The organism is Aeromonas sp. 159, from assembly GCF_963862045.1.
In the GTDB taxonomy this organism is placed as follows: Bacteria; Pseudomonadota; Gammaproteobacteria; order Enterobacterales; family Aeromonadaceae; genus Aeromonas; species Aeromonas veronii.
Window position 1 is genome coordinate 1 of record NZ_CAWLMI010000044.1, and the last position, 17,391, is coordinate 17,391.

At 56.7% G+C, this 17,391-nt stretch carries 15 protein-coding genes and 2 tRNA genes; 6 read left to right on the forward strand and 11 right to left on the reverse strand.

Annotated elements, in window-relative coordinates; all coding sequences use genetic code 11:
• The first annotated feature begins 150 nt into the window (after nucleotides 1-150).
• The 6 genes from AACR14_RS09025 to AACR14_RS09050 are packed head-to-tail and all read left to right on the forward strand — an operon-like array spanning nucleotide 151 to nucleotide 6,867.
• Nucleotides 151-2,076, forward strand: a complete 1,926-nt coding sequence (locus tag AACR14_RS09025) for a HAMP domain-containing methyl-accepting chemotaxis protein (RefSeq protein WP_019445911.1) — start codon at nucleotides 151-153, stop codon at nucleotides 2,074-2,076.
• A gap of 12 nt (nucleotides 2,077-2,088) precedes the next feature.
• On the forward strand, nucleotides 2,089-2,658 hold the full coding sequence (locus tag AACR14_RS09030; RefSeq protein WP_019445912.1) for a chemotaxis protein CheW: 570 nt from the start codon (nucleotides 2,089-2,091) through the stop codon (nucleotides 2,656-2,658).
• Nucleotides 2,659-2,701: 43 nt separating this feature from the next.
• On the forward strand, nucleotides 2,702-4,456 hold the full coding sequence (locus tag AACR14_RS09035; RefSeq protein ID WP_026034997.1) for a methyl-accepting chemotaxis protein: 1,755 nt from the start codon (nucleotides 2,702-2,704) through the stop codon (nucleotides 4,454-4,456).
• A gap of 57 nt (nucleotides 4,457-4,513) precedes the next feature.
• On the forward strand, nucleotides 4,514-5,317 hold the full coding sequence (locus AACR14_RS09040) for a CheR family methyltransferase (protein ID WP_019445914.1): 804 nt from the start codon (nucleotides 4,514-4,516) through the stop codon (nucleotides 5,315-5,317).
• Nucleotides 5,318-5,320: 3 nt separating this feature from the next.
• Nucleotides 5,321-5,812 carry a chemoreceptor glutamine deamidase CheD gene (cheD, locus tag AACR14_RS09045; protein ID WP_019445915.1) on the forward strand — a complete coding sequence of 164 codons (492 nt, stop codon included), beginning with the start codon at nucleotides 5,321-5,323 and terminating at the stop codon, nucleotides 5,810-5,812.
• Entirely contained in the window at nucleotides 5,809-6,867 is a 1,059-nt protein-coding gene (locus AACR14_RS09050; RefSeq protein ID WP_019445916.1) for a protein-glutamate methylesterase/protein-glutamine glutaminase, read from the forward strand. The genes cheD and AACR14_RS09050 overlap by 4 nt, the downstream gene beginning before the upstream one ends.
• Nucleotides 6,868-6,965: 98 nt before the next feature.
• On the opposite strand, the gene pnp is transcribed toward AACR14_RS09050, so the two are convergent.
• The 11 genes from pnp to tpiA all read right to left on the reverse strand — a co-directional run bounded on the left by pnp (nucleotide 6,966) and on the right by tpiA (nucleotide 17,348).
• A complete protein-coding gene (gene pnp / locus AACR14_RS09055) occupies nucleotides 6,966-9,113 on the reverse strand; it encodes a polyribonucleotide nucleotidyltransferase (RefSeq protein WP_019445917.1) in 2,148 nt (715 codons plus the stop codon).
• A gap of 167 nt (nucleotides 9,114-9,280) precedes the next feature.
• Nucleotides 9,281-9,550, reverse strand: a complete 270-nt coding sequence (gene rpsO / locus AACR14_RS09060; RefSeq protein WP_005338797.1) for a 30S ribosomal protein S15 — start codon at nucleotides 9,548-9,550, stop codon at nucleotides 9,281-9,283.
• Nucleotides 9,551-9,694: 144 nt separating this feature from the next.
• Nucleotides 9,695-10,645: a tRNA pseudouridine(55) synthase TruB gene (gene truB, locus AACR14_RS09065; RefSeq protein WP_005338798.1), complete on the reverse strand. Its 951-nt coding sequence runs from the start codon at nucleotides 10,643-10,645 to the stop codon at nucleotides 9,695-9,697.
• Nucleotide 10,646: 1 nt separating this feature from the next.
• The gene (gene rbfA, locus AACR14_RS09070; protein WP_005338799.1) at nucleotides 10,647-11,084 is read right to left on the reverse strand and encodes a 30S ribosome-binding factor RbfA; all 438 of its coding nucleotides are present in this window, start codon (nucleotides 11,082-11,084) and stop codon (nucleotides 10,647-10,649) included.
• A gap of 55 nt (nucleotides 11,085-11,139) precedes the next feature.
• On the reverse strand, nucleotides 11,140-13,833 hold the full coding sequence (infB, locus tag AACR14_RS09075; RefSeq protein WP_005338806.1) for a translation initiation factor IF-2: 2,694 nt from the start codon (nucleotides 13,831-13,833) through the stop codon (nucleotides 11,140-11,142).
• 20 nt (nucleotides 13,834-13,853) lie between these two features.
• Nucleotides 13,854-15,356 carry a transcription termination factor NusA gene (nusA, locus tag AACR14_RS09080; protein ID WP_019445918.1) on the reverse strand — a complete coding sequence of 501 codons (1,503 nt, stop codon included), beginning with the start codon at nucleotides 15,354-15,356 and terminating at the stop codon, nucleotides 13,854-13,856.
• Between the two features lie 14 nt (nucleotides 15,357-15,370).
• The gene (gene rimP, locus AACR14_RS09085; protein ID WP_005338809.1) at nucleotides 15,371-15,829 is read right to left on the reverse strand and encodes a ribosome maturation factor RimP; all 459 of its coding nucleotides are present in this window, start codon (nucleotides 15,827-15,829) and stop codon (nucleotides 15,371-15,373) included.
• 166 nt (nucleotides 15,830-15,995) lie between these two features.
• A tRNA-Met gene (locus AACR14_RS09090) sits at nucleotides 15,996-16,072 on the reverse strand.
• A gap of 92 nt (nucleotides 16,073-16,164) precedes the next feature.
• Nucleotides 16,165-16,249: transfer RNA gene (locus AACR14_RS09095), tRNA-Leu, on the reverse strand.
• Between the two features lie 7 nt (nucleotides 16,250-16,256).
• Nucleotides 16,257-16,583, reverse strand: coding sequence for a preprotein translocase subunit SecG (gene secG / locus AACR14_RS09100; RefSeq protein ID WP_005338811.1), 327 nt, complete (start codon nucleotides 16,581-16,583; stop codon nucleotides 16,257-16,259).
• Nucleotides 16,584-17,348 carry a triose-phosphate isomerase gene (tpiA, locus tag AACR14_RS09105; protein WP_019445920.1) on the reverse strand — a complete coding sequence of 255 codons (765 nt, stop codon included), beginning with the start codon at nucleotides 17,346-17,348 and terminating at the stop codon, nucleotides 16,584-16,586.
• Nucleotides 17,349-17,391: the final 43 nt, after the last annotated feature.

A 17,391-nucleotide genomic window follows, 5' to 3' on the forward strand; every position in this document is an offset into this window, starting at 1 on the left:
GTTCAACCATTCTGGGGGGGGGGGAGGTCGCCCTGATCCTCGACATTCCTTCGCTGATCCAGCACGCAATCACTCAGGAATCCTGTCAGCTCAACAGGTTGACAGTGTCGCGCAACCTGCCTCAATCCAGCATCAACTGAGGGGACCATCATGTTAAAAAATTCCACCATCAAATTGCGTCTTATTGTACTGCTCTGCATGCTCTGCCTGCTGCTGCTGGCCGTTGGCAGCCTCGGGTTATACAACATGCAGAGCAGCAATACCGGGTTGCAGCGCGTTTACAACGACAGGGTGGTTCCCCTCAAGCAGCTGAAGACCATCTCCGACAGCTATGCCGTCTCGATCATCGACAACCTCAACAAGGCCAATGCGGGACTGATCCCGGCAGAAGAGGCTTTGAAGCAGATACAACAGGCCCAGCAGACAATCAAAAACGAGTGGCATCACTACCAGTCCACCACTCTCACACCAGATGAACAGCGTTTGTCAGCCGAGGCGACAACCCTGTTCAACGCGGCCGATACCGATATTGGCAAGCTGGAGAAATACCTAGCCACCCAGCACGGCATGATTACTGGCATGCTGAACAATTTTGACGGTGCCCTCTATGGCTCCATCGACCCGATAGGCAACAAAATCACCGAGCTGGTCAACCTGCAGCTCAATGTGGCCAAGTCGGAATATACCGCAGCGCAATCCTGGTATGACGTGATGCTGCTAACCATGGCGGTGGTTATCGCGGTCGGCATCGCACTCGCAGCCTGGTTTGGCACCCTGCTGATCAAAAGCATCATCACCCCCATCGAACAGGCTCTACGCGTGGCCAATAGTCTGGCCGATGGCAATCTGGATGTATCGATCCAGATAGAGTCCAACGATGAAGCGGGTCAGCTCTTGATGGCGATGGATAACATGGTCAAGAAACTCGGGGCCTTGATCACGGATATCGAGACCTTGGTTACTGCCGCTGTCGAACAGGGCGACTTCAGCCACAAGATTGCGCTGGAGGATCGTCAGGGATATATCAAGCGGGTATCCGAGCTGCTGAATCGCCTCTCCCACGTGACAGATACCAGCCTGGAAGATGTGATGCGCATTGCCACCGCGCTCTCCAAGGGTGACCTGACCCAACGGATCGATGAGCCCTATCCAGGAATTTTTGGCCAGACCAAAGACGGCCTCAACCGGACCATCACTGCGCTGACCAATATCATCGAAGAGGTACGCAACGCCGCCGACAACCTGACCAATGCCTCCAATCAGGTGAGCAACACGGCGCAGGCATTGAGCCAGGCCACCAGCGAGCAAGCGGCCAGCGTTGAAGAGACCAGCGCCTCTATCGAGCAGATGAGCGCCAGCATCAATCAGAACACCGAGAACGCCAAGATCACCGACAGCATGGCCAGCAACTCGGTGCTGGAGGCAACCGAAGGGGGCCAATCCGTTCAACAGACGGTGACCGCCATGCAGCAAATCGCCAAGAAAGTCAGCATCATCGACGACATTGCCTACCAGACCAACCTGCTTGCCCTCAACGCCGCCATCGAGGCGGCTCGCGCCGGAGAGCATGGCAAAGGCTTCGCGGTGGTTGCTGCCGAGGTGAGAAAACTGGCAGAGCGCAGCCAGATCGCAGCGCAGGAGATTGGCGAGCTCTCCTCCGACAGCGTCAGCAAGGCAGAGCGGGCTGGCAACCTGCTGGAGAGGATCGTCCCCTCCATTCGCAAAACCTCTGATCTGGTACAAGAGATCAATGCCGCCTCAGGTGAACAGGCCAGCGCAGCCAACCAGATCAGTCTGGCCATGAACCAGCTTAATCAGGTGACACAGCAAAATGCGGCCAGCAGCGAGGAGCTGGCGGCCACGGCCGAAGAGATGAGCTCGCAAGCCAGCGAACTGCAGCAAACCATGGCCTTTTTTGCTTTGGAGAAAAGTGCGCAGCTCAACACCAGGCCCAATGAAACCGGCCACAAGGGCATGCCTCCCAGAGGCAGTTTCATCGCCCCCCCACAACGGGCCAGCCAGCCCAATCAACCATCATCCCATTCCATTGATGACGCGGATTTTGTCCGCTTTTAACCGGAGGCGACCATGCATGCATCCACCGACATCACGGTGCCATCAGCGGCCGCTGACGAGAGCAGTGGCGATGCCCAGTACCTGACATTTCTGATCAACAACGAGATGTTCGCCATCAATATTCTGGGGGTCAAAGAGATCATCGAATACGGCAATATCACTCCGGTTCCGATGATGCCGGGTTTTATTCGTGGCGTAATCAACCTCAGAGGAGCGGTAGTGTCGGTCGTAGACTTGAATGCCCGCTTTGGCAATGCACCTTCGGTCATCACTCGCCGCAGTTGCATCGTCATTATTGAGGGGATGGCCCCGCAGGGCGATGAACCTGTAGGTCAGGATATTGGCGTTGTGGTGGATTCTGTATCGGAAGTACTGGGTATCCCACAAGCAGATATCGAGCCCCCACCCAGTTTTGGTGCCCGCATCCGGGCCGATTTCATCAGCGGCATGGGCAAGGTCAACGGCAAATTCGTCATCCTCATCGATACCGGGAAAGTGTTGTCACTCGATGAGATGGCTCAACTCAGCGAACTGGCCCAGCCACAGGCAAGGTTGCCACAAGGCAACCTGCAACCCTCCTGAACAGGCCTCCATACTCCACGACATGCAGCATAAGGAAACGCTCATGACCCAATCACTCTTAGGAAAACTCTTCGGAGACAATGCCACCGAAGTGAGGCAGCGGACCGAGTTACTCGACGCAATCGGCCAGTTGCAACACGCAGTCCTGGCAGAGCAGGTTCCAGCACCACTCGATCTTTCCGGTATGGATAGCCCCTTGCGTGAAGTAGGACATGCCATCAACGAGGTGGTCACCTTGCTCAGTGACAAGCTGGAACAGAGCCGCAACGACATTAAAAAGAACCAGGTGCTGCTCCATGAGAACCAGCTGGTTCGCAAAGCACTCGACTGCGCCAGCACCAACGTGATGATTGCCGATACCAACCTCGACATTATCTATATGAACGAGGCTGTGACCGGCATGCTCAATCAGGCCGAGACCGACATCAAGAAAGAGCTATACAGCTTCAACGCCAATCAGCTGATGGGCGCCAACATCGACAGCTTTCATAAAAATCCCGGCCATCAGCGCGCCATGCTGGCCAAACTCAACAGCACCTACCGTACCCAGATTCAGCTGGGGGGGCGCACCTTCTCCCTGATCGCCAATCCGGTCTTCAACGATACCGGTGAACGGTTGGGATCCGTGGTCGAATGGGCCGACAGAACCAAGGAGGTGATGATAGAGAAAGAGATGTCCGACATTGTGCAGGCCGTGATCAATGGCGAGCTGCACCGCAGGATGGAACTTGCTGGCAAGAGCGGCTTCTTTCAGGCGATGGGAGAAGGGATCAACCAGATTGCCGAAGTGATCGACAGCACCCTCAACGACGTCATCCGGGTCGTGCAATGTCTGGCAAAAGGTGACCTGACCCAACAGATTGAGGCGGACTATCCCGGCGTGTTTGGCACCACCAAGGATGCGCTCAACAAGACCATCGCATCGCTCACCAACATCGTCACCGAAGTGCGCGGCGCCTCTGACAACCTCTCCAGTGCCGCCGAGCAGGTAAGCGCGACCGCCCAGTCGATCAGCCAATCCAGCAGTGAACAGGCCTCCAGCATGGAGGAGACCAGCGCCTCCATCGAGCAGATGAGCGCCAGCATCAACCAGAATACCGACAATGCCCAGGTCACCGATGGCATGGCCAGCAAGGCAGCCAAAGAGGCCGTAGAGGGAGGAGAAGCGGTCAAACTGACTGTGGATGCCATGAAACAGATCGCCAGACGGATTGGCATCATCGATGACATCGCCTACCAGACCAATCTGCTGGCTCTCAACGCAGCTATCGAAGCGGCGCGGGCAGGCGATCACGGCAAAGGCTTTGCCGTAGTGGCGGCGGAGGTGCGCAAACTGGCCGAACGCAGCCAGGTTGCAGCACAGGAGATTGGTGAGCTGGCCTCCAGCAGTGTCGAGATGGCGGAAAAAGCAGGTCGTTTGTTGGATCAGATGGTTCCTTCAATCAACAAGACCTCGGATCTGGTGCAGGAGATCAGTGCCGCTTCGGTTGAGCAATCCACCGGTGTCAGCCAGATAAACCAGGCCATGAACCAGCTGAGTCAGGTTACCCAGCAGAACGCTTCTTGCAGCGAAGAGCTGGCTGCCACAGCAGAAGAGATGAGCAGCCAGGCTGAACAGCTGCAACTGGCCATGGAGTTCTTTACCCTCGAGGTCCACGCCAAAGAAGGTAAAGCAGCCAGCTCGCATCTTCACCCCAATACCCGAGGTCGCTTCATGAACGAGAGCAATGCCAACAGTCGGGAACGAACCGCCACAGTCCAACGCCCCATCGGTGATGGCGATTTTGTCCGGTTCTAGTCACGGGAGAGGCGTTGCCTCTCCCATCTCCGACAACACAGGTAGAGGGACAGCTTTTTGTATCAAACCCAGCTGCATGATGATGAGTTCTCCCGTTTCCAACGCTGGCTTCATCAAACGGCGGGGATAGAGCTGTCTCCGGCCAAGAAGGCGCTGGTAGCCAGCCGACTGGCGAAACGCCTCTGCCACTATGAGCTGGATAGTTATGACGACTACTTCCAGCTCATCATGAACGATCGCAGCAGCGAACTGCAGCTGGCGCTCGACCTGCTGACCACCAACGAAACCTACTTTTTCAGGGAGCCCAAACACTTCGAGTTTCTGACGCGGGAGATAGTCTCAGCGCTCCCGCCCGAGCAACCACTGCGGGTCTGGAGCGCTGCCAGCTCATCCGGCGAGGAGCCCTACAGTCTGGCCATGACCCTCGCGGAAAAACGCAGCACCTTCAACTGGGAGATCCTGGCCTCCGATATCTCGTCCCGGGTGCTGGAACAGGCGATGAGCGGGCGCTACCCCATTGAGCGGGCGCAAAATATTCCACTGCCCTTTTTGATGAAATATTGCCTCAAGGGTGTGGGCCTGCAGGAGGGCATTTTCATCATCGATCGCAAGTTGCGGGACAAGGTGCAGTTCATGCAGATCAACCTCAATCAGGATCTGCCAGACATCGGCATGTTTGACGTCATCTTCATCAGAAACGTGATGATCTATTTCAACAAGGAGACCAAAGGGCAAGTTTTGCAGCGGCTGGTACCCAGACTCAAACCCGGTGGCTACCTGCTGGTGAGCCATGCTGAAAGCCTGAATGGCCTGCACCACGGCCTGCAGCTTGTCTCTCCTTCCATCTATCAGAAGAGATAAGTCATGACTCGGGAGGTGATCCTGCAACCGGGAGAACTCTTTTTTGGCAAGGAGGATGTGGTGGTCAGAACCGTACTGGGCTCCTGTATTGCCATCACCTTGTGGCATCCGGAGCAGAAACAGGGAGGAATGTGTCACTACATGCTGCCAAGTCGGCGCAATCCCTCTACCAAGCTGGATGGGCGCTATGCCGATGAGGCCCTTGCCTTGCTGCTGCAAGCGGCCAGTCACTATCCCGCCCCTATCCATGAATATGAGGCCAAGTTGTTCGGGGGTGGCAACATGTTTACCGAACCTCAATACGCACAGAGCGACAACAATGTCGCCACCAAAAATATTCAGGCAGCCTGGCAGCTGACCCGACACCTTGGCCTTGATATCAAGGCTCATCATCTTGGCCATAGCGGCCACCGAAGCTTGCTCTTTGAGCTCAGCAACGGCAGTGTCTGGCTCCGCCATCATCGTCTGCCACATCAACGGGAGTCGCGAGAATGAAGCAGATCCGGGTCATGCTGGTGGATGATTCCGCCGTGGTCAGACAGGTATTGCAAGCGGTGCTGGAGCAGGAGCCCGATATCCGGGTGATCGCCACAGCATCGGATCCCCTGTTTGCCCAGGAAAAACTGAAGAAAGAGTGGCCTGACGTCATCGTGCTCGATGTGGAGATGCCCCGTATGGATGGCATCACCTTTCTCACCAAGATCATGGCAGAGCATCCAACCCCGGTGGTGATCTGCTCCTCCCTCACCGAAAAGGGGGCCGAGACAACCTTGCAGGCAATGGCTGCCGGCGCGGTGGACATCATCACCAAGCCGACCATGGGGATAAAAAGCTTTCTGCAAGAATCTGCCCACGACCTGGCCATGGCGGTACGTGCCGCGGCCCAGGCCAACCTCAAGCGCGTGGGCAAGCCCTCCTCTGTACCAGTCAGCACCAAACTCAACGCGGATGCTATGCTGGCGCCCAACCAGCACGCCATGGCACAAACCACAGAGCGGCTCATCGCCATCGGCACCTCGACCGGCGGCACCCAGGCGCTGGAAGCCGTGCTGACTGCCTTGCCCCGGGTCAGCCCCGGTATCGTCATCGTGCAGCACATGCCAGAGAAATTTACCGCCATGTTTGCCGAGCGCCTGAACGGGGTCTGCCAGATAGAAGTGCGGGAGGCGAGGAACAATGACCGGGTGATCTCGGGGCTGGCGCTGATTGCCCCCGGAGGCAAGCATATGCTGCTCAAACGCAGCGGTGCCTACTATCACGTCGAGGTGGTCGACGGGCCGCTTATCAACCGCCATCGCCCCTCGGTGGATGTGCTGTTTCGCTCCGTTGCAAAATATGCCGGCAAGAATGCCACCGGCATCATCATGACCGGCATGGGGGATGACGGAGCCCGGGGATTGCGCGAGATGCTGGATGCGGGTGCCAACACCTATGCCCAGGATGAGGCATCCTGCGTGGTCTTTGGCATGCCCAAGGAGGCAATCAAGCTGGGGGCTGCTCGCCATGTGCTTCCCTTGCAAGAGATGCAGTACGCCATCCTCGGCAAGTAATCCCTTATTGCTCGTTTTGACCATAAAAAAGTCCGGCTCCCATTGGGGAGCCGGACTTTTTACATCAACCGGAACCGATCCGGTATCAGGCGAGCAGATTACTCTGCAGCAGGCGCTTCTTCTGCGGCCGGAGCGGCATCAGCAGCAGGTACAGTTGCTTCGGTCGGGGCGTTCGCCTCCTTGATGGAGAGACGTACGCGGCCCTGACGGTCCACTTCCAGTACCTTCACCTTGACCACGTCACCGATGGTCAGGTGGTCAGCCACGTTCTGCACGCGAGCGTCGGTGATCTGGGAGATGTGTACCAGACCATCTTTACCTGGCAGAATGTTGACGAATGCACCGAAATCGGCCAGACGAACTACTTTACCTTCATAGATGCGGTTCACTTCGATCTCGGCGGTGATAGCCTCGATGCGACGGATCGCTTCCATGGCGGCTTCGTTGGCCACGGCGGAGATACGTACAGTACCGTCATCGTCCAGCTCGATGTTGGTGCCGGTCTCTTCGGTCAGCGCACGGATCACGGAACCACCCTTACCGATCACGTCCTTGATCTTCTCAGGATTGATCTTGATGGTGTGGATACGCGGTGCGAAATCGGAAATCTGGGCACGGGGAGCCTGGATAGCTTCATCCATCACTTTCAGGATGTGCAGACGAGCACCACGAGCTTGCTTCAGCGCAATCTCCATGATCTCTTTGGTGATGCCTTCGATCTTGATGTCCATCTGCAGCGCGGTCACACCTTCGGTGGTACCGGCTACTTTGAAGTCCATGTCGCCCAGGTGATCTTCGTCACCCAGAATGTCGGACAGCACGACGAAACCTTCTTCTTCCTTCACCAGACCCATGGCGATACCGGCAACGGAGGCCTTGATCGGCACACCGGCATCCATCAGCGCCAGAGAGGAACCACAGACAGACGCCATGGAGGAGGAGCCGTTGGATTCGGTGATTTCAGAGACCACGCGCACCACGTACGGGAACTCGGCGGCGCTCGGCATCACGGCAGCAACGCCGCGCTTGGCCAGACGGCCGTGACCAATTTCACGACGCTTCGGGCTACCCATCATGCCGGTCTCACCGACACAGTATGGCGGGAAGTTGTAGTGCAGCATGAAGCGATCGGCACGGTTGCCGGTCAGCTCGTCGATGTTCTGGGCGTCACGCTCGGTACCCAGAGTGGCGACCACGATGGCCTGAGTTTCACCACGGGTGAACAGGGCAGAGCCGTGAGCACGGGGCAGAATACCGGTACCTACGCTCAGGGCGCGGATCATTTCCGGATCGCGACCATCGATACGCGGCTCACCACGTACTACGCGACCACGAACGATGCGGCTTTCCAGGCTGTGGAACTCTTCGCCGATCTTCTTGGCATCTTCTTCCACGCCGGAAGCGATAACTTGCTCAACCACACGACCCTTGATGGCCGCGATGGTTTCGTAACGAACAGCCTTCTCGGTGATGCGGTAGGCTTCACCCAGTTCGGCGCTCGCCAGCTCGGCGACCTTGGCTTTCAGCGCTTCGTTGACGGCAGGCGGAGTCCAGTCCCACGGCTTGGTGCCGACGGCAGCGGCAAACTCGTTGATCGCATTGATCACGGTCTGCATCTGCTCGTGACCGTATACCACGGCGCCCAGCATCACTTCTTCGGAAAGGATGGCCGCTTCGGACTCAACCATCAGCACGGCATTGGCAGTACCGGCAACTACCAGATCCAGATCGCTCTGCGGCAGTTCGGTGGTGGTCGGGTTCAGCACATACTGACCGTTCATGTAACCCACGCGAGCAGCACCGATCGGGCCGCCAAACGGGATACCGGAGATGGCCAGTGCAGCAGAGGCACCGATCATGGCAACGATGTCGGGGGATACGGCCGGATTCACGGACATTACGGTCGCAACGACCTGAACCTCATTGAGGAAGCCTTCCGGGAACAGCGGACGAATAGGACGGTCGATCAGACGGGAGATGAGGGTCTCGCCTTCGCTCGGACGGCCTTCACGACGGAAGAAACCACCCGGGATACGACCAGCAGCATAGGTACGCTCCTGGTAGTTGACGGTCAGCGGGAAGAAATCACGGCCGTGATCGGCCTCTTTCTTGCCGACTACGGTCACAAATACGCAGGTATCGTCCATGCTGACCATAACGGCCGCAGTGGCTTGACGGGCCATCACACCGGTTTCCAGAGTGACGGTGTGTTGACCGTACTGGAATGACTTTACAATAGGATTCACGTGAATTTCCTTTTTACAATTTGGCTCTTTAAATTCGCGCACAAGTATACTTGATTCGATGCAAAAGGTAAGCGGCGACGCGAATTCTGTGAGGCAGGCAACGGCTTGAAGAGCAATAAAAAAGGGGAACCTGACGGTTCCCCTTTTTCGCGAAATCTGATGGTCGATTAACGACGCAGACCCAGCTTGGCGATCAGAGCAGCATAACGCTCGGAATCTTTACGCTTCAGGTAGTCCAGCAGCTTACGACGCTGGGAAACCATGCGCAGCAGACCGCGACGACCGTGGTGGTCCTTGGAGTGCTCTTTGAAGTGACCTTGCAGATGGTTGATCTGGGCAGTCAGCAGGGCAACTTGCACTTCGGGGGAACCGGTGTCGTTGGCGCAACGAGCGTTGTCAGCAACGATTTGAGCTTTGATCTCAGCATTTAGAGACATGGTAATACTCCAGTAGAGTGTTTAAAGGTTCACAGCCAATCTCTAATTCAGCCGTGAAATGAGGGCGGTATCATAATCGTCCCCGCCCCTTTTCGCAACGATAAAGAGGCGAAATGGGAAAGACGCGCTGATACCGCCTGAGGATCACTCCTCGTCGTGATAACGCACCAGTCGCTTGGGGGCGACGCGGCCATCATCATCAATCTCGCCAACCCCGATGAACTCGCGCTCCGGGCCGACCGTCATGCGAACCTGACCGCTTTGCGGCGCACCCGCCACCTGCACGGCCTGGCCCTGATTCACATAGGCAGCCACAACCGCCAGCATGTTCACCTCGGGCAAGCTTGCTACGGCGGTGTCCATCGGCAGCAACAGCGGATCCAGCTGCTCGCGCGGCGGGATGCTCTCGGCCTTGGCCTGCTCGAAGATGCACTCGAGTTGCTCCAGCGTCAGCATCCGCTCGTACGGATAGCTGGCCACCTGGGTACGGCGCAACTGGGTCACGTGGGCGCCACAACCCAGCACTTCACCCAGATCATCCACCAGAGAGCGGATGTAGGTGCCCTTGCTGCAGTGCACTTCAAGGCGCACCTCATCACCTTCAAAGCTCAGCAGTTTGAGCTCGAATACGGTGATGGGACGGGCTTCACGCTCAATCTCGATGCCTTCGCGGGCATATTCGTAGAGCGGACGGCCGTTGTGCTTGAGCGCGGAGTACATGGAGGGCACCTGCATGATGGGGCCACGGAACTGGTCCAGCGCCTCGATCAGGGTACCGACAGCCACGTTCACCGGACGAGTAGAGACAACCTCACCGTCGGAGTCGCTGGTGTTGGTGCGCTCGCCCAGTTTGGCGGTCACCTCATAGCGCTTGTCCGCTTCCAGCAAATACTGGGAGAACTTGGTGGCCTCGCCGAGGCAGATCGGCAGCATGCCGGTCGCCAGCGGATCCAGTGCGCCGGTGTGACCGGCCTTGGCGGCGTTGTAGATGCGCTTGACCTTCTGCAACACATCGTTGGAGGTCAGGCCGGTCGGCTTGTCCAACAGCAGAATGCCGTGCACATCACGGCCCTTGAAACGACGTCTTCGGGTCATCTCAGGCTTTATCCTCAGTCGTGTCATCCGGTGCGGATTCAGCTTCTTCGTCACGGCCGGATTCGGCCATGCGGCGCTTGTCTTCACGCACAGTGTTGGTCACCAGGTTGGAGAGACGCATCCCCTCGACCAGAGTCTGGTCGTAGTAGAAACGCAGCTCGGGCACCACGCGCAGACGCATGGCACTGCCCAGCAGACTACGGATATATCCGGCTGCTTCGGTCAGCCCCTGCAAGCCTTCCTTGATGCGCTCGGCATCATTTTCCAGCTGCAAGAAGGTGACGTAAATCTTGGCATAGTTGAGGTCACGGGACACTTCCACATCGGAAACGGTCACCATGCCGATGCGCGGGTCTTTCACCTCGCGCTGCAGGATCAGCGCAATTTCACGCTGGATCTGCTGTCCGACCCGACGGGTCCGGCTGAATTCTCTGGCCATATTCTATCCTGCGATAAAAGGGGGCCGCGGCCCCCTATTTTGTCTAACTCTCGGCTTACAGAGTCCGTTGGATTTCAACAGTCTCGTAAACTTCGATCTGGTCGCCTTCGCGCACGTCGTTGTAGTTCTTGACCGCGATACCACACTCGTAGCCGTTGCGAACTTCGTTGACGTCATCCTTGAAGCGGCGCAGGGATTCCAGCTCGCCTTCATAGATAACCACGTTGTCACGCAGAACGCGGATACGGTTGGAACGCTTGACCACACCTTCGGTAACCATACAGCCGGCAACGGCGCCGAACTTCGGAGACTTGAAGACGCTACGCACTTCAGCCAGACCAATGATCTCCTGACGATACTCAGGGGCCAGCTTGCCGCTCATGGCCTGCTTCACTTCGTCGATCAGGTCATAGATGACGGAGTAGTAACGCAGATCCAGGCTCTCGGATTCGATGACCTTGCGCGCAGATGCGTCGGCACGGACGTTGAAACCAACCAGGATGGCGCTGGAAGCAGCAGCCAGGGTCGCGTCGGTTTCGGTGATACCACCTACGCCGGAACCCACGATCTTCACCTTCACTTCGTCGGTGGAGAGTTTGACCAGCGCATCGCAGATCGCTTCCACAGAACCTTGTACGTCGGCCTTGATCACCACGTTCACTTCGGACACTTCGCCCTCGGTCATGTTGGCGAACATGTTTTCCAGCTTGGCCTTCTGCTGGCGAGCCAGCTTGACTTCGCGGAACTTGCCCTGACGATAGAGCGCCACTTCACGGGCTTTCTTCTCGTCACGGACAACGGTGGCTTCGTCACCGGCAGAGGGAACGCCGGACAGACCCAGAATTTCCACCGGCAGGGACGGACCCGCTTCCTTGATCTCGCGACCCAGTTCGTCACGCATGGCGCGAACACGGCCGTACTCGAGACCACACAGAACGATGTCGCCCTGACGCAGAGTACCTTCTTGTACCAGTACGGTCGCAACCGGGCCACGACCTTTATCCAGGAAGGATTCGATCACGACGCCGTTGGCCATGCCATCAACCACCGCTTTCAGCTCCAGTACTTCAGCCTGGATCAGGATGGCTTCCAGCAGGTCGTCGATGCCTTCGCCAGACTTGGCGGACACATGCACGAACTGGCAGTCTCCACCCCAATCTTCGGACATGACGTTGTAACGGGCCAGTTCGGTCTTGACGCGATCCGGATCCGCTTCAGGCTTGTCGATCTTGTTGACCGCAACAACCAGCGGCACACCGGCCGCCTTGGCGTGCTGGATAGCTTCGATGGTTTGCGGCATCACGCCGTCGTCAGCTGCAACAACCAGAACAACGATATCGGTCGCCTTGGCACCACGAGCACGCATGGAGGTAAACGCCGCGTGACCCGGGGTATCCAGGAAGGTGATCATGCCACTGTCGGTCTGGACGTGGTAAGCACCGATATGCTGGGTAATACCACCGGCTTCGCCAGCAGCAACCTTGGCTTTACGAATGTAGTCCAGCAGCGAGGTCTTACCATGGTCAACGTGACCCATGATGGTAACGACCGGTGCGCGCGGCTTGGCTTCGGAGGTCTCGTCACGATCGGACAGTACCGCCTCTTCCAGCTCGTTCTCACGACGCAGCACAACCTTGTGACCCATCTCCTCGGCGACCAGCTGAGCGGTCTCCTGATCGATCACCTGGTTGATGGTGGCCATGGCACCCATCTTCATCATCACCTTGATGACTTCAACGCCCTTGACGGCCATCTTGTTGGCCAACTCGGCCACAGTGATGGTCTCACCGATGACGACGTCGCGGTTCACCACGGCAGCCGGCTTGTTGAAGCCGTGCTTCATGGCGTTCGGCATGGCGACCTTGCCGCGCTTGCCTTTACGGGCACGCGGGTTGCGAGAGTCACGATCATCTTCACGACGACCGGCTTTCTTCGGTGCCTTGGCAGCTGCGGCAGTGCGGCGGCTGGTCTCTTCTTTCCGATCCAACTCGTCTTCTGCGGCTTGCGCATGCTTGTTGGTGGTCAGATGGTAGTCGCTACTCTCTTTGGCGCGAGCGGCCTCTTCTTCAGCCCAGCGGGCTGCGTTCTGTTCCGCCATGAGACGAGCCTCTTCGGCTTTCTTCGCGGCGAGTTCTTCAGCTTTTTTCAAAGCTGTTTGTTCCTGTTGGCGCTTCAGTTCTTCTGCTTCGCGCTTGGCCATCTTTTCTGCCTCTTGCTGAGCTGTGCTACTGGCTGCTTTGGCGGGCTGTGAAGCCTGTCGAGCCTTTGATTGTGCCTCGATCCGCGCCTTTTCCTCAGCTTCACGACGAGCCTGCTCAGCCTCACGGCGAGCCTTCTCTTCAGCTTCGAGGCGAGCCTTTTCTTCGGCCTCGCGACGAGCTTTTTCTTCTGCTTCCAAACGCGCTGTTTCCTCGGCTTCCGCCTGACGCTGTTCATCTTCCAGCGCCGAGCGTCTTACATAGGTGCGAGACTTGCGCACTTCTACCTGCACTTCCTTGTTCTTGCCGCCAGTCCCCTGAACACTGATGGTGCTCTTGGTCTTGCGCTGCAAGGTCATGCGGGCAGGAGCGGCGACCTCGTCACCTCCATGCTGTTTCTTCAGGTGTGCCAGCAGAGCCTGTTTCTCAGACTCGCTGACCATGTCGTCGGCCTTGCTCTTGCTGATACCGGCATCGACAAACTGCTGGAGAAGACGATCAACCGGTGTGTCGATGTCAGTGGCAAGTTGTTTGACTGATACTTCTGCCATTCATTTTCCTCCGTTTGATCTTACTCGGACTGCTCTTCTCCGAACCAACAGATATTGCGAGCAGCCATAATGAGCTCACCTGCCTTCTCGGCAGTCAGCCCTTCAATATCAGCAAGGTCATCGATACCTTGCTCAGCCAAATCTTCCAGGGTGCCCACGCCACGGCCCGCCAGAGCGTAAGCCAGTTCGCGGCTCAGACCGTTCAGATTGAGCAGCTCTTCGGACGGCTCAACGCCATCGAAAGACTCTTCTTTGGCCAGTGCCTTGGTAGTCAGGGCATCTTTGGCGCGCTTGCGCAGCTCTTCGACCATGTCTTCATCCAGACCGTCGATAGCCAGCAGCTCGTTGACCGGTACAAAGGCGATCTCTTCCAGGGTAGAGAAGCCCTCTTCCATCAGCAGACCGGCGAAATCGTCATCGATATCCAGGGTGCTGGTGAACAGGTTCATGATGCGGTCGTTTTCGGCCTGGTGCTTGGCACGCATGTCCTCAACGGTCATCACGTTCAGCTCCCAACCGGTCAGCTGGGAGGCCAGACGCACGTTCTGACCATTGCGACCGATGGCCTGAGCCAAGTTGGCAGCTTCCACGGCGATATCCATGGTGTGGTTGTCTTCATCAACGATGATGGAGGCCACATCGGCAGGTGCCATGGCATTGATCACGTACTGGGCCGGGTTGTCATCGTACAGCACGATGTCGGCACGCTCACCGCTCAGCTCGGCGGAGACTGCTTGCACACGGGCACCACGCATACCGATACAGGCACCGATCGGGTCGATACGACGATCGTTGGTCTTCACCGCGATCTTGGCGCGGGAACCCGGATCACGGGCAGCGCCCATGATTTCGATCATCTCTTCACCGATCTCCGGTACTTCGATACGGAACAGCTCTTTCAGGAAGTCCGGGCTGGAACGGCTGACAAACAGCTGGGAACCACGGGCTTCCGGGCGTACTGCGTAGAGCAGGCCACGGACACGGTCGCCCGGGCGGAAGGTTTCACGCGGCAGCATGTCATCACGGAAGATCACGGCTTCAGCATTGCTGCCCAGATCCAGGATGACGTTGTCGCGGTTGCTCTTCTTGACCACACCACTGATGATGGTGCCTTCTTTATCTTTAAACTGCTCAACTACTTGTGAACGCTCGGCTTCGCGCACTTTCTGCACGATAACCTGCTTGGCGGTCTGGGTAGTGATACGGTCGAAGGTCACAGAGTCGATCTGGTCTTCAACATACTCACCGATCTGGATTTCCGGCTGATCAATTTGTGCCGCTTCCAGGGTGATTTCAGCATAGGGGTTCTCCATCGCGGCTTGATCCGCAATGACTACCCAGCGGCGATAAGTGTCGTAGTCACCGGTCTTGCGATCGATTTCGACCCGAACTTCAATCTCGCCTTCATATTTCTTCTTGGTCGCAGTCGCCAGCGCGGTTTCCAGAGCCTGGAAGATCTTCTCGCGGGGTACCGCTTTCTCGTTGGATACTGCGTCAACGACCAGCAAAATCTCTTTATTCATATCCGATAGCCTCGTTAACCAAAGTTCGGCACTATGTTCGCTTTTTGGATATTGGTGAAAGCCAACACGTCGTCCTTACCATCTACTGTCAGGGTGATCATGTCGCCTTGCACAGCTTTGATTACGCCTTTGAACTTGCGGCGGTTGTTTGTTGCCATCCGAAGCGTTACCGCCGCCTCTTGGCCAACGTATTTTTCGAAATGGGCAACCTTGAACAGGGGACGATCCAGGCCTGGGGAGGACACCTCGAGGTAGTACTCCTCGGTGATGGGATCTTCGACGTCCATGATGGCGCCAACCTGATGGCTGACCTCAGCACAGTTCTCGACAGTCACACCCTGCTCGCCGTCGATATAGACACGCAAGGTGGAGTGTTTACCCGCACGGATAAACTCAATACCCCAAAGTTCAAAACCCAAGGCAACGACCGGAGCCTCGAGCAGATCGGTCAAACGTTGTTCCAACGTAGCCAAAGTCACCCTCCGAAAAACAAAAAAAGGGCATAAAGCCCAGATAGATATCGATTCAGAGTAAATTGCACATAACAAAAAGCCCCGATGTCAAATCGGGGCTTGGCGCTTTACCCTGATTGTCGCCTCGCAGCGACCGCCTTCCTGAGCGTAGGAAATGCGTGAAATTTGGTTGCGGGGGCCGGATTTGAACCGACGACCTTCGGGTTATGAGCCCGACGAGCTACCATGCTGCTCCACCCCGCGTCCGAAATCGTGCGAGATTATAGCCACTTCACTCTCTCGATACAAGACTGACTGGCTATAATACACTCGGTTTCCCGAGCTCACTGCTTAATTGGTGCCGTGGGCGGGACTCGAACCCGCACACCCTAGAGCACTACCCCCTCAAGATAGCGTGTCTACCAATTCCACCACCACGGCAAAACTCTTACTCGGGAACGTCAGTATCTTTCTTCACTGGCGCTTTGGTCTGCTCAACCTGTTGGGTTTGTTGCAGATTTTCCCACTCACTACCCTGCTTGACCTTGTTGCTGGACATAGATCCGAGCACCAAGCTGATAACGAAAAAAAGAGTAGCCAAAATTGCTGTTGTTCGGGTCAGGAAACTGCCTGAACCACCGGAGCCGAATACTGTGTTCGATGCCCCTGCGCCGAAGGAGGCGCCCATATCAGCCCCTTTACCTTGCTGAATCATCACAAGACCAATCAGGGCCAGTGAAACCAGCAGATAAACGACTAAAAGAATCTCGTACATTTAACTTGCACCCTTTGCCGCTTCAACAATTCCTAAAAACGCATCGCTATCGAGGCTTGCTCCGCCAATCAGTCCGCCATCAATGTCGGGCTGTGCAAACAAATCTCTCGCGTTGCTTGGCGTTACGCTCCCACCATAGATGATTCTAACTTTCTCACCTATTACCGGAGTATCCTCCGCCAAGCGACCACGTATAAAGGAATGAACCTCTTGTGCCTGCTCGGGTGTGGCGCATTTACCTGTACCTACAGCCCAAATCGGCTCGTAGGCGATGATAGCATTATCGAAAGCCATCGCGCCATTTTTCTCTATGACGATATCCAGCTCTTCAGCGATCACCTCAAAGGCTCTTCTCGCCTGCCTCGCCGCACCTGATTCACCTAAACAGAGGATGGGAATCAAGCCTGCCGCTCTGGCTGCCGCAAACTTCTCTGCGACGATAAAACTGGTCTCACCAAAGAGACGCCTGCGCTCGGAGTGCCCTACCAATACGTAACGACACCCTGCCTCAACCAGCATCTGACACGAGACTTCTCCAGTGTAAGCGCCAGTAGCGTGCTGACTCACATTCTGAGCCCCCAACTTTATTACCTTCTGCTCATTGAGCAGTGAAGCACTAAAGTCGAGATGTACATGGGAAGGACAGAGAACCACATCTACTTTTCCGTCAACACCGTTTAGGCACTGACTCGTAAACTGCTCTAACTGCGACCTACTACCGTGCAACTTCCAGTTGGCTGCTACAAACGGCTTGCGATGTCCCATCGGCAACTCCCTTGCGAAAGCGGGGCTGATAATATCCAGAGGA